10 protein-coding genes are annotated in these 13030 nt (G+C 44.0%); 3 read left to right on the forward strand and 7 right to left on the reverse strand.

The annotated features are described in order from the left end of the window. Window positions 1-26: 26 nt before the first annotated feature. On the reverse strand, window positions 27-2438 hold the full coding sequence (locus tag AC2D6U_RS03680; RefSeq protein WP_484719591.1) for a TonB-dependent receptor: 2412 nt from the start codon (window positions 2436-2438) through the stop codon (window positions 27-29). Between the two features lie 80 nt (window positions 2439-2518). On the opposite strand from AC2D6U_RS03680, the gene AC2D6U_RS03685 reads away from it, so the two are divergent. Then, the gene (locus tag AC2D6U_RS03685; protein ID WP_484719592.1) at window positions 2519-3481 is read left to right on the forward strand and encodes a YheT family hydrolase; all 963 of its coding nucleotides are present in this window, start codon (window positions 2519-2521) and stop codon (window positions 3479-3481) included. Here AC2D6U_RS03685 and AC2D6U_RS03690 read toward each other — a convergent pair. The 3 genes from AC2D6U_RS03690 to AC2D6U_RS03700 form a co-directional block, all read right to left on the reverse strand. Further along, the gene (locus tag AC2D6U_RS03690; protein ID WP_484719593.1) at window positions 3468-4133 is read right to left on the reverse strand and encodes a porin family protein; all 666 of its coding nucleotides are present in this window, start codon (window positions 4131-4133) and stop codon (window positions 3468-3470) included. The genes AC2D6U_RS03685 and AC2D6U_RS03690 overlap by 14 nt on opposite strands. Window positions 4134-4255: 122 nt before the next feature. After that, entirely contained in the window at window positions 4256-4645 is a 390-nt protein-coding gene (locus AC2D6U_RS03695) for a DUF779 domain-containing protein (protein WP_484719594.1), read from the reverse strand. Beyond that, window positions 4645-6168, reverse strand: coding sequence for an aldehyde dehydrogenase family protein (locus AC2D6U_RS03700; RefSeq protein ID WP_484719595.1), 1524 nt, complete (start codon window positions 6166-6168; stop codon window positions 4645-4647). Before AC2D6U_RS03700 ends, AC2D6U_RS03695 begins: the two co-directional genes overlap by 1 nt. A 207-nt stretch (window positions 6169-6375) precedes the next feature. Here AC2D6U_RS03700 and AC2D6U_RS03705 point away from each other — a divergent pair, with 207 nt between their 5' ends. Beyond that, window positions 6376-7290: an AraC family transcriptional regulator gene (locus tag AC2D6U_RS03705; protein ID WP_484719596.1), complete on the forward strand. Its 915-nt coding sequence runs from the start codon at window positions 6376-6378 to the stop codon at window positions 7288-7290. On the opposite strand, the gene AC2D6U_RS03710 is transcribed toward AC2D6U_RS03705, so the two are convergent. The 3 genes from AC2D6U_RS03710 to AC2D6U_RS03720 are packed head-to-tail and all read right to left on the reverse strand — an operon-like array spanning window position 7283 to window position 9698. After that, on the reverse strand, window positions 7283-8110 hold the full coding sequence (locus AC2D6U_RS03710; protein WP_484719597.1) for an endonuclease/exonuclease/phosphatase family protein: 828 nt from the start codon (window positions 8108-8110) through the stop codon (window positions 7283-7285). The genes AC2D6U_RS03705 and AC2D6U_RS03710 overlap by 8 nt on opposite strands. Continuing rightward, a complete protein-coding gene (lhgO, locus tag AC2D6U_RS03715) occupies window positions 8110-9306 on the reverse strand; it encodes an L-2-hydroxyglutarate oxidase (RefSeq protein ID WP_484719598.1) in 1197 nt (398 codons plus the stop codon). Before lhgO ends, AC2D6U_RS03710 begins: the two co-directional genes overlap by 1 nt. A gap of 8 nt (window positions 9307-9314) precedes the next feature. After that, on the reverse strand, window positions 9315-9698 hold the full coding sequence (locus AC2D6U_RS03720; protein WP_484719599.1) for a DUF3127 domain-containing protein: 384 nt from the start codon (window positions 9696-9698) through the stop codon (window positions 9315-9317). A 188-nt stretch (window positions 9699-9886) separates the two neighbouring features. Between AC2D6U_RS03720 and AC2D6U_RS03725 the strand changes: the two genes are divergently transcribed. Then, the gene (locus AC2D6U_RS03725) at window positions 9887-12991 is read left to right on the forward strand and encodes a T9SS type B sorting domain-containing protein (protein ID WP_484719600.1); all 3105 of its coding nucleotides are present in this window, start codon (window positions 9887-9889) and stop codon (window positions 12989-12991) included. Window positions 12992-13030: the final 39 nt, after the last annotated feature.

The following is a 13030-nucleotide window of genomic DNA, read 5'->3' on the forward strand; positions in this document are numbered from 1 at the left end:
ATAATTCAAGAGGATTATCGTTGAAATTAAAATTTTACCCGCAAAGATAAGCTGGCATTGAAACCTGGCGCACTAATTCCTGAAGAATATGGACGATAATGTGTATCCAATAAGTTTTCGAAATTGAGGTTAATGCTGAGCATATCGTTGAGCTGATATGAGTTAAGCAGATTGAGTGTATACCAAGCCAATGCGCCATCACTTGTGTAAAGGTGAGGCTTATTCTGTTCTGAAGGGGCTAGGTCTTCGAAAGCAATTCCACCACTAAATCGCATCACAAAGCTGGAACGGAATTTACTTCCCTCATAGGCAATGCCTGTTTGTCCAAAGACGGGAGCGACATGTCGCAAAGGAAGGTCCTCTACCGTGTCTCGCCCTTGTGTATAAGTCACATTTCCGTGAACAGCCAACCCATTGGACAAACGATAACGAAGCCTAGCGCTAAGCCCCCAAATGTAGGCTTCACCGACATTGACCTCAGCAAATACATCACTTAACACTCCGTCATACAGCAGTTGACTTTGGCCATCGAAAGTAAATGGTCTTCTGACCATGGCATTATCGAGTACTGAATAGTAGTTGACCACACCGAATTCGAAACCGTTGTCGAACTGCGCATTGATTCCATATTCAAAATTGTAAGAAGTTTCAGGTTTGAGCTCGGGATTTGGAACAATGACCACACCAGGTTCAGAATCAAAAACCTTTCCAATGTCGTCGATGTTTGGTGAGCGAAATCCGCTGGAGACCAAGGCATTGAGCTTCCAGTTCTTATTGGGTAAATACACTAGACCAAGACTTCCATTCAGCGCACCATTGGCTAAATCGATCTCATCGTAAGGAAAATCATAAAAACTCCGATCTTCGAATTTCGAATTGATCTTAACGAAACTATAGCGCAGTCCAGAAGAAAAGATGAGTTTTTGGCTCAATTCATTCTTTAGACTCAAATACGCTGCCGCCGAATTATAGGTGCTTCCTCCATCAGGGTATCTTGTGCTTTCTGAAGAAACCTGACCTGACACGATGTTTGTTGATTTTGCTCTTGAATCGACTTGGTTTCCAACCAATTCCACTCCATAGTAAAGCTCATTATTGAATCCAAAGGAGCGTTCAAAGTCGATATTCAATGAAAGAACATCTACAAATTCTTCTCTGGTTCTCAGCTGATCACGACCAAATCGCCGGTCGTTTCGACTTTCTTCTACTTGTTGATAGGCCGTAACGACCTTCATTTGATCGAAAAGTTTTGTTGGATAGAAATAGCGCATTTGCAATGAATGCATTTGCCACAATTGAGGGCCATAGTACCATTCTGCACTCCTCAGGTTGCCCTGACCTGTTCTTTCGATCAATCGTTCGTAACGTGGGATATCAGAGGAGTTCGAGTAGTGAAAAGAATAGGTGAGGTCTGAAAAATTGCTTGTTTTCCATCGGAATTTCTGAAGAAAATTGAATTGATCATATCCTGAATGTATTTGTTCGTTGATATTTGAATTGGTCACTACGACGTCTGTATCACCTTGTCTTTGAACGTATTCAAATCGTTTACCAAAATCTGGAAATTCTTCCGTTCTGTTGCTGCCTGTTCTAAGGTCACCAAAGGTTGAGTAGGTAATGCCTGTAAAAGAGCTGAATTTTTTGGTCCCAATTTGAAAATTGAGGTTGCCTGTGACGGCATCCGCTGCTGAGGCATAACGAACGAAACCACTTCCTGTAAAGGCTAAACCGGAGTCGTTGAAACTGGGTTCTATCGTATGAAAATCCATCACACCGCCCAAGGCATCACTTCCGTAGATCACAGAACCAGGGCCGTACACGACTTCCGCTTCTCGAAGATTGTTTGGATCGAGTGTGATAACATTTTGAAGGTTGCCGCTCCGATAGATGGCATTGTTCATCCGTACTCCATCCACAACGATGAGAACGGCATTCGCTGCAAAGCCTCTGATCATTGGGCTTCCACCGCCTAATTGACTTTTTTGAATAAATACTTCACTGTTCATACCGAGCAGGTCGGCTGTGGTCGGCGGTTCGGCATAGGTGATTTCCTTGGCTTCAAAAACTGCGATCTCTTGTGGGATTTCACGTTTATTCTGTTCCCATTTGTTCGCTGAAATGACCACTTCTCCTGTTTCCGTAATGGATTCAACCATAAACAGCCTGAACTCTTGGGCAGCAAGCTTTTGCATGCTCAACTGTACAGGTTTAAAACTCGGATGTCTAAAGATCAAAATACTCCCCGCATCGAAATTGCCTAAGCTGGCCTTACCAGAAGCGTCAGTGACCGCACCGCTATCAGATCCTTTTTCTTGAATAGTGACCTGATAGATCGGTTCGTTGGTTGATTGGTTCAAGATCAAAACGGTCTGTCCTTTCAGAGAGACCAGGGCAAACGAAAATAGAAAGGCTATGAATAGGCGGTTGCTTGTCATCATAAAATCTACACTCACTTTTCAACTAATACTTGTTCTTTTCGAGGGTTTTTGTTCCTTGCGCTTGAATATAGTGTACGAAAATGCCTCTACTCGAAAGTAATTATAAGGGACCGCCATTTTATTATTTGAATGGACATTTTGAAACCATTTTGCCTAGCATGTTCAGAAATGTGAAAGGGGTGGCTTATGAACGAGAACAAATTGACACACCTGATGACGACTTTCTCAACATCGATTGGTTAAGAGCTGGTCATAAGAAGCTGCTCGTGATCTCTCATGGCTTAGAAGGAGGTTCGGATCGACATTATGCAAGGGGGTTAGCCAAGCTTTTTTATGCCAAGGGCTGGGACGTTGCCGCATGGAACAACAGAAGTTGTAATGGTGAGATCAATAAACAAAAGATCCTGTATCATCATGCCGCTAGCTATGACCTACGGTCTGTGATTCAACATGTGGAGAAAGCCAATGCTTATGAAGAAATTGCATTGGTTGGAATTAGCATGGGAGGGGGGCAAACCCTGAGGTACCTGGGCGAGGAAAGTAAGTTTCCCGTACCTGATAGCATCAGAAAAGCCGTTGTGATCTCAGCACCTCTGAGTTTGATCGAAAGTGCCAAAACGCTGAATTACAAAGAAAATAAAGTCTATGAGCAGCGATTCTTAAAAAAGCTGAAAGTCAAGATCAGAGCAAAGGCGGCGCAATTCCCCGAAATTGATATTGAAGGGTTAGACGAGATGTCAACATTGCAAGCATTTGATGATAAGTATTCAGGTCCATTGCATGGATTTAAAGATGCCAAGGCGTTCTACGAGTTTTGTGACCCATACCCTTTTCTTGAGAAGATCTCTAAGAAAGTGTTGATCTTAAATGCCCTCAATGACCCATTATTGGAAGGGAATTGTTTCCCCTATGATCTAGCCAAAAAGTCACAAAACATTTATTTAGAAGCACCGGAAAGGGGAGGCCATGTCGGCTTTGTTCAAAGCGGAAAAGAGTTCACTTATGCTGAACAGCGCACATTAGACTTTCTTAATGCGAACTAGTGGATTCACTCTCGACTTTGCCTGCACCGATAGGAATATTCAATTTGAGAAATAGCCCTCTGTTGTAAGAGTCAATAGACTCATATACACGGCTGAGCCCGTGATGATAGCTAAATCCAATGCTCATGCCTTTCGGGCCAGGTTGGAGTTTATAACCGATGCCAGCCGCCAAGCCGAATGCAAAGGTGTTGATGGCTTCTTTGTTGTAGTCTTTGATGCGAATTTCTGGATCGTCACTGCTTGATTCAAACTCAACAAAAGCTTGGTGCATAAGTCCAAGCTGTGGCCCCGCTTCTACATAGATCCGATTAGGAAAATGATACCTCAGAAAAAGTGGGACTAGAAAATACCTGATCTCTTGATCATAGCTCCCCGGGTCGGGATTAGGAGTGCTTCCTACGGTGACCAGATCATTAACCGTTAAATTTCCGACCCCCATACTTGCTTTGACCAAGGTTCCTGTGTACAGCGACCAAGAGTCTTTTATGCGTATATCAAAATAAAAACCAAGGTTGAATGTGCGATTATAATCATTGGTTTCTAGCCCAGTGACTTGACTCCAGTTGAACCCCCCTTCAAGACCAAATTCCAATCCATCCGAATTCAATTTATCGCCAAGGAGTAATGAGATCAACACTTGCCCTTTCGCCATGTTCAGGCTTGAAAGCAACAGGGAGGTTACCAAAAGATATTTTGATAGCTGTTTCATCCTTGCGAAGATAAATAAAAAACCCGCATTTGCGGGGCTTCTACTTTAGACCAACAGAAGGTAGTCTATGATTCGGGTAGTTGTTCCGATTTCTTTGTTTTTGAGGCATTGAACTTTACTTCTGACTCGGTCATTAGGCGAGTTCTAGCGATAAATCGATAGCCTAAGGGGACTTCTAACGAAAATGCACTGCCTTTTCCTTCGATAATGTCTAGATGGATTTGGCTATAACGCATATACTCAAATAGGTTGGATGACATATAGAATGAGCAATCGCAAACAGTGCCCAATAAGACATCGCTTTCATTGATCATAAAATCTTCAATGGATAAGCAGCTCGGAGCCGAACCATCACAGCAACCGCCACTCAAATGGAAAAGTAATTCTCCATGGGAGTGACGTAATTGCTCAATGGTGGCTTGGGCTTTTGCTGAAGCCGTTACTCTTGAAGTCATTAAAAGAATCCCAAGGCTTTCTTGTCATAGGAGATCAGCATATTCTTGGTTTGTCGGTAGTGAGAGAGCATCATTTTATGTGTTTCTCTACCGATTCCTGACTGCTTGTATCCTCCAAAAGGTGCATGTGCTGGATATGCATGATAGCAATTTACCCAAACACGTCCTGCCTTTATGTTTCTAGATATTTGATAAGCCTGATGCATGTCTCTTGTCCATACTCCTGCGCCTAATCCATAGGGCGTGTCATTAGCAATTTCCAGTGCCTCTTTTTCGTCTTTAAATGAGGTGACACACAACACAGGACCAAAGATCTCTTCTTGGAATACCCGCATTTTATTGTTCCCTTTCAAAATGGTAGGCATGATATAATAACCACCCTCAAGTCCTTCATTATATGCCGCTTTACCTCCTGTTAATACTTCACAGCCTTCCTCTTTTCCAATGTCAATGTAGTTCATGATCTTCTCAAATTGCTCATTTGAAGCTTGAGCACCCATCATGGTTTCAGGGTCTAAAGGATGACCTAATTTGATAGCCTCTGTTCTTTCCACCACGCGTTCGATAAAAGCGTCAAAGATGCTTTCTTGTACCAACAGTCTGGAAGGACATGTACATACTTCTCCTTGGTTCAACGCAAACATGGTTGCTCCCTCAAGGCATTTATCAAAGAATTCATCGTCGGCTTCCATGATGCTCTCAAAGAAGACATTTGGTGATTTACCTCCTAATTCTAACGTTACCGGTTTGATGTTTTTTGCAGCGTACTGCATGATCAGCTGGCCTGTAGTGGTTTCTCCCGTGAAGGCTACCTTTTCTACTCTTGGGCTGGATGCCAATGGTTTACCGGCTTCAATTCCAAATCCATTGACTACATTTAGTACACCTGCGGGAAGGATATCTTCGATCAATTCCATCAAGATCATGATGCCAACGGGTGTTTGTTCTGCTGGTTTCAATACCACGCAGTTTCCTGCTGCTAGCGCCGGAGCCACCTTCCAAGCCGCCATCAATAAAGGGAAATTCCAAGGAATGATCTGTGCGACAACACCTAAGGGTTCCAGCACGTTCATCGAGACGGTCTGGCTATCCAATTCACTCACAGAGCCTTCTTCGGCACGAATGACCCCGGCAAAATACCTGAAGTGGTCAATGGCGAGAGGTAAATCTGCTGCTCTTGTTTCTCTCAAGGCTTTGCCGTTATCCCATGTTTCGGCTCTCGCCAAAACCTCTAAATTTTCTTCCATGCGATCGGCAATTTTCAATAAGATATTGCTGCGTTCTGTCGCGGAAGAAAGGTTCCATGTTTTGGCAGCCTCCCAAGCTGCATCAATTGCTTTTTCGATATCTTCTTCAGTTGACCTGGCTACTTTAGTAAAGGCATTGCCATCGACGGGCGATGCATTTTCGAAATACTCACCTTTGGTAGGTGCTACCCATTTTCCACCAATAAAATTGTCGTATTGGTCTTTGAAAGTTGGCTTCTGTAATACTTCAGCTGTTGTTGTTAAAAAATCACTCATAACTATCTGTTGTTTTAAAAATGTTCTTTAGTCTTTAGTAGAGTTTAATTTTTTGAAAGACTCGTTTTGTAAAATTAAATGGAAGTGCAATCGTTTTCTTGACCAATTCTCTCATTGACATGAACGATTCTACCATAAGAACATGACATAAGTCAGGAATGCTCTAACCACTTCATTGTAAGTTGGTTGCTCATTTTATTGTAGAACATGAACCTGCCTGAGAATTTTTTAAAGGGGCGACGACTTGAAACGCTCGTAGAAAACCAGACCACGTATTCTTTATCAAATGCCGAAATGCATGTGTTTGAAACGCATCAAGAAGCGGAACGGGTGCTATTGCAATTTCACCATACGGTACTCGCCAGTATGTTGATGGGGAAAAAAGTAATGCATTTGAATGACAATGAACCCTTTGAGTTTTTACCGGGGGAGTCGCTAATACTGCCGAAAAATGAAGTCATGTGTATTGACTTTCCCGAAGCCCAGCTCAATAACCCCACCAAATGCTTAGCTATGACCATTTCTGAGGATAAGATCAGTCGGACGGTTGATCTGATCAATGAGCATTCACCTAGAGTGGAAGGAAAGGAGTGGCGTTTTACGGATTATAATTTCCATTTCACAAATGATCTGGCGGTGCATCAGATCATCAATAGGCTGCTTTTTCTCTTTACTGAAAATCATCCATCCAAAGACCTGTTTGTTGATATGAGTCTTCAGGAACTTATCGTCAGATTACTTCAAACAGAGAACAGAAGAATCTATGATCAGGATGCGATACAGTTGAGCAGTTCGAACCGGCTCGCTTTTGTGATTCGATACATCAGAGAACACTTGGATGAGGACTTGACCATTGAGGAGTTAAGTGATAAGGCGTACATGAGTGAAAGTAATTTCTACCGTGTCTTTAAGAATGAGTTGGGCTTATCACCAATCGCGTTCATCAATAATGAACGACTAAAAAAAGCTTCTAGCCTTTTGAAAGACCAACACATCCAAGTGAAAGAGGTGTATATGGCCTGTGGTTTTAACAGCTTGTCTTATTTCAATCGTGTATTCAAAAAGGCTTTTCAAATGTCGCCATCGGCTTATCAAAAACAAGCCTTACTCCCGACTAATTAAGCTTTACACGCACAAGCACCGGAAGATGATCCGAGATATGACGATTGTTGGCCCTTCTGTCATCGATCACTCGGTAAGAAGTAAAACGGACGCCTTTGCCAAAAATATAATCGATTCGTCGGTCTGCTAGTGCAAGCGGATCGAAACCATAAAAGGTGCCAATCGGACCATACACTTTCGAACTGTTTAGGTAGGAATCCTTGAGGTTGTTATTCAGCAGTTTGATAGGAGGGGCACTGGGTTCGCTATTCAGATCTCCAAGAAGCAAGACTGGATTTTGACCAATGTTCATTGCATTGATCTTTTTCACGATCAAAGCAGCGGAATTTACCCGCGCAATTTCACCTACATGATCAAAATGGGTGTTAAACACCCAGAACACATTTTCCGTCTTGCGATCACGAAATAAACCGTAGCTACAGATTCTTGGTAATTCAGCATCCCAACCTTTGGAGATTTCATCGGGAGTGGTCGATAACCAAAAAGTGCCCTCATCTAAGAGAAGCACACGCGTGCTGTCATAGAAGATGGCGGAATACTCCCCCTGTTCGGCACCATCATCGCGACCAACACCAGTAAAGGTATAATCGACTAGTGTGCTATCGAGGTAGCTCATTTGGGCAGACAAAGCCTCTTGCACCCCAATGATCGCAGGTGCATAATAGGAAATCAATTCACTCAATTCTTGCTTTCGGACTTCCCATCGGTCTTCTCCATCATTGGGGTTGTCGTAACGAATATTGAACGACATGATGTTGAACTCTTGTGCATATCCGGTGAATGTAAGAAGGCAAAGAAAGCAAGTGATTATTCTTTTCATTAGTTGAATCGTTTCAAGGCCAGTTCAGCCACGGTTGCACCGATAGAAAGTGAAGAGGTTGCTGCTGGCGAAGGCGCATTGCACACGTTAATGGCTCCCGTTGTTTCAACGATAGCGAAATCGTCTAATAAGCCACCCGTTCGGTCACAGGCTTGTGCACGTACTCCTGCGCCCCCTGCAATTAAGTCATCTTCCTGGATTTCAGGGATCAGTTTTTGCAAAGCTTTGGTGAAAGCCGATTTGGAGAATGAGCGATATAGCTCTCCAAAACCTGTTCGCCAATATTTGGTAGCTACTTTTTGGAACCCAGGCCACATCAGTGTTTCCAGTAGCTCCGGTACATTGACCTGTGTTTTTTTGTATCCCTCTCGTTTGAAGGCTAATACCGCATTCGGTCCTGCCTCTATGCCACCATTGATCATGCGCGTGAAGTGAACACCAAGAAAAGGGAAGTTGGGGTCCGGTACAGGGTAGATCAGGTGTTTGACCAAATACTGTTTTTCAGGTTTCAACTCAAAGTATTCCCCTCTGAAAGGAATGATCTTTAAATCGATTTCGTCTGTCGTTTTTCTTGCGATCTTGTCCGAATACAGACCCGCGCAGTTGATCATGAGTTTGCACTCGTAATTGCCTTGCGTTGTGTTGATCACATGATGTCCATTCCTTTTTTCAATGCCGATGACCTTCTCGTTCAGTTTGATCTCTCCACCAGCAGTGCGGATCTTGTCTGCATAGCGCTCTGCCACAGCGACATAGTCAACAATTCCGGTGTAGGGAACTTTGATGGCTTCGATGCCTTTGACATGTGGCTCGATCTCTTTGAGCTCGTCAGCCGTTATTTTGGTGATTTGATCTAATCCATTTTGCAAGCCTCTTTGATAGAGGTTTTCTAATAAGGGCTGTTGGAAGGCATCTGTTGCCACCACCACTTTACCACAAAGCTCAAAAGGGATGTCTTCCTTTTGACAAAAATCGATCAATTGGTTGTATCCATTGATGCAATTGGTGGCTTTCAAACTGCCGGGTTTGTAGTATAGCCCTGAATGGATAACGCCACTGTTATTCCCTGTTTGGTGTTGACATAGGCTGCTTTCTTTCTCAATTAGCGTGATGCTTAGGCTTGGGTTCTTCTCCAATATGCGGTAGGCAGTGGCTAGTCCAACAATGCCCCCGCCAACTATAATTATATCATTCATAAAATAAACTAAAATGGCAAGTCGTCAGAATCATCAGCGCTCAGCCAATCGGGTTCGTCTGTCGCTGCCGGTAAAGGAGCATCATTTCCAGCACCCGACGCCCCTTGATCTTGCGACTCAGGGGTGATTCGCCAGGCTTGGAGGGAGTTGAAGTATTTAACCTCTCCTTTAGGGTCAGTCCATTTTCTGCCTTTTAAGTTGAAGCTCACGTTCACTAGTTGCCCTTCTGCAAATTGGTCTAGTTGATCACATTTGTCTTGAATGCATTCAAATTTGATCACCTCCGGGTATTGTGGGTTATCGGCGTATTCAACCACAAACTCTCTTTTTCTAAACGACTCTTTGATCTGCTGTGTGGGAAATATTTTCTCGATCTTCGCTTTGATCTCCATTTGTTCGATTTTTTATTCAAAGCAAAAAAACTATGAACCAAGAAGCAAATATTCTGCTTTTAACATGCACAAAGAGTTAAACTTTTCGTTGAACACTGTGTCAAAATATAAACGGTTTCCGTTTTTATTTGTGACAGATGGACATAATTTAGGCGACTATTTCAATTTACCTGAGGCTAGAGCAATACTTGAAACGACTATTCTTCATCTTAGCGCTTGTTTTAAGCGCCACTACGGCGTATGCTCAGACCACTGAGGGTACTGAATTTTGGTTTGGTTACATGGAAAACCTCACCAATGGCGAAACGGTGACTTTGGAATTATACCTAAGTGCCAAAACGGAGGCCAATGTGGAGGTAGTGGCCCAAGGTTTCAATGATCAGTTTACCATACAACCAGGAAATACCGTTCGCGTTGTATTACCCATCTCATTAATGGCCACAGGGGAGGGTTCCTCCAATAAGGCAGTTCAAGTGCGCTCGGATGAGCCCATCTCCGCTTATCAATTGAATAAAAGACGATTCAGCGCGGATGCGGCTGTATTGATTCCAGTGTCTGCACTCGGAAGAGAGTACTACATTACTGCACATTGGGAAAGTCCAACAAGTAATCCAGAAACCCCAGGTTTTTCAGAAGCGATGATTGTCGCGACGGAAGACAATACACGAATCGAAGTGACACCAACTGCACGCACCTTTGGTGGTCGGGCCGCAGGCGCTACTTTTGTGATCACCTTAAATGCCGGTGAGGTTTATCAAATTCAGTCGTCTGGTGATCTGACAGGTACTTATGTTCAAGCCGTAAGCGATAATGAAGAGGACTGTAAGAATATTGCGGTTTTTGGTGGGAGTTATTGGGTGAATGTTGGACAATGTGGTGGTTTTAGAGATCATTTGGTTGAACAGATGTTTCCCTTGTCTACCTGGGGAGAGAATTTTGTCTACGTGCCTTACGAATCCAGATCCGGAGGAGATCTAATCAAGATCATTGCCTCGGAAGACAACACAGAAGTAACCATTTCAGGTTTACCGCCGATTCAACTTAATGCGGGCGAGGTTTTTACGAATCCTGCACTTCGAGATGAAAGAATGATTACCGCGAACAAGCCCATCAGTCTGGCGCAGTTTAGTCGAAGTTCGCAATGTGATGGCGTGGCTGCAGACCCTTTTATGATCATCGTGCCACCCATTGAGCAACGAATCAAGGAGGCTAATTTTAGTGCCTTCACTGTAGCAGAAATCGATCAATATTATTTGACACTGATCACAGAACAAAGTGCATTGATCGCTGGAGTTGAGCTAGACGGGGTTAATGTCAATGCAGAATTTCTTCCTATTGGCAATTATGCGTATGCGAGCATTCGGATTAGTCAGGGTAATCATAACGTAAAGGCTCCGGAAGGAGTAATTGCCTATGTTTATGGTTATGGCCAAGCCGAGTCGTTTGGTTATTCAGCTGGGGTAAGTTTAGAGAACCTCAACCTACAAATTGTGGGTGAAGATGAATTCATCGGTGAAATTGCCGAAGAAGCCTGTGTCAATGCTTCTATAGATTTCGATGCCACATTTGAAATAGAACCTGGTGAAGAACCGCGTTTTGATACCTTCTCATGGGTGTTGGGTGATGGTGCTGTAGCGGAAGGTCAGCAAGTAACCCATACCTACACTAGTCCAGGAGAGTATATCATCACATTGACTGCATCTAAAGGAAATCCAAGCTGTGGTAATGCAGAGACATTCTCTAGGGAGATCACCATCATCGATGTGGAAGCAGATGCCATTCAAGGTCCTGCTTCCATCTGTCCCGATGTATTTGGGGTGGCCTACAGCATCAATGGTCCGGCTGGTAATACCTACGAATGGGAAGTAGTCGGTCAAACGGGCTTTACTGGGCAGGGTACGAATGAGATTTTGGTCGATTGGGGTGCTGCTCGACCTGATGCACTGATCCGTGTGACTCCCATCAATAGTCTCGGCTGTCGAGGTGAGGTCATCACTCTTCCTGTTGTCATCAATAAACGCCTGGAGCCGGCAGACCCTTTGGCATCGAGTCCAACACCTACTGAGGTGTGTTTTTCAGATAGAAATAGTATGCGCTACTTCACGCCTCAAACGAATGGATCAGAGTACGAATGGTTCATTGAAGGAGGAACATTCACCAGCAGCCCCTATAACAATGAGGTAATGGTCGATTGGGGCACAAATACAGCGGGTAGAATCTGGTATCGAGAATTTAATCCGGCCATCTCCGATTGCGAAGGCTTTTCTGATACCTTGAACATCACGATATATCCTGAAATTACAGATTCGGCGGTGGTGACCGATGCCTTATGCCTAGGCGATGCGAACGGAAGCATTTCCTTGTCTGTGCAGGGCGGAAAAACAGGTGGTTATACTGCCGACTGGAATAACGGCATGACCGGTCTCGAGATCTCTGGTCTGATCGCTGGTGATTATACAGCGACCATTCGCGATATCCTCGGTTGCGAAGTCATGTCGCAAACCTACACGGTCAATGAACCGGACGAATTGGTGATCCTAGGCTCGCCGGTACCAACACCCGTGCGTTGTTTCCAAGAAGCGAATGGACGAATAGATCTGGTGGTACAAGGAGGAACTGCGCCTTATACCTTCAATTGGGTGGGTGAGACTACTGATAGAAGTACGTCGGTTCCGCAAATCACTGGGCTTAGGGCAGGTAGCTATCGAGTGATTGTCACGGATGCTAATGGTTGCCAGACGAGTTTCGATAATATTGTGGTCGATGAGCCGCTGCTCCTAGAAGCCGATTTGAATACCTTGATCAACGATCCGGTTTGTCCACAAGCTTCAGATGGAATTGCGTTCGTGGATGCTAAAGGAGGTACGCCTGATTATCAGTTCTTCTGGAGCAATGCCCCAAACGACGATAGCCGAGAAGCCAGCAACCTATCGGAAGGCGAGTATACCGTGGTCATTCAAGACGCCAATGGGTGTACCTCAACGTTGACCATTGAAAAGGGAGAGCGACGACCCAATGTCTTTGTTCCTAATGCCTTCAGTCCGAATGGCGACGGAGTAAACGACGAATTCAAAGCGGTCGCTGATTGTGATGTGGTCTATTCCTTACAGATCTATAACAAATGGGGGGCTATTGTTTTTTCAACGAATGATGTTAATGAAGCATGGGACGGTAATTTTGAAGGTGGTCCTGCTCCTGATGGCAAGTATTCTTATGTGATCTTTTGGGCTGCAGAGATCAATGGGGTGAATATTGAACAAAATATTCGAGGCACCTTGAACATTTATCGCTAGAGAGATTTTTCTATCGCTCGGCTTTCCTTAATTTCAGTT

Source organism: Roseivirga sp. YIW32 (assembly GCF_057219245.1).

Excerpts from the sequence above, each read along its gene's own strand:
- AC2D6U_RS03680 (WP_484719591.1), bottom strand. The coding sequence starts at position 2,438 with ATGATGACAAGCAACCGCCTATTCATAGCCTTTCTATTTTCGTTTGCC.
- AC2D6U_RS03685 (WP_484719592.1), top strand. The coding sequence starts at position 2,519 with ATGCCTCTACTCGAAAGTAATTATAAGGGACCGCCATTTTATTATTTG.
- AC2D6U_RS03690 (WP_484719593.1), bottom strand. The coding sequence starts at position 4,133 with ATGGCGAAAGGGCAAGTGTTGATCTCATTACTCCTTGGCGATAAATTG.
- AC2D6U_RS03695 (WP_484719594.1), bottom strand. The coding sequence starts at position 4,645 with ATGACTTCAAGAGTAACGGCTTCAGCAAAAGCCCAAGCCACCATTGAG.
- AC2D6U_RS03700 (WP_484719595.1), bottom strand. The coding sequence starts at position 6,168 with ATGAGTGATTTTTTAACAACAACAGCTGAAGTATTACAGAAGCCAACT.
- AC2D6U_RS03705 (WP_484719596.1), top strand. The coding sequence starts at position 6,376 with ATGAACCTGCCTGAGAATTTTTTAAAGGGGCGACGACTTGAAACGCTC.
- AC2D6U_RS03710 (WP_484719597.1), bottom strand. The coding sequence starts at position 8,110 with ATGAAAAGAATAATCACTTGCTTTCTTTGCCTTCTTACATTCACCGGA.
- lhgO (WP_484719598.1), bottom strand. The coding sequence starts at position 9,306 with ATGAATGATATAATTATAGTTGGCGGGGGCATTGTTGGACTAGCCACT.
- AC2D6U_RS03720 (WP_484719599.1), bottom strand. The coding sequence starts at position 9,698 with ATGGAGATCAAAGCGAAGATCGAGAAAATATTTCCCACACAGCAGATC.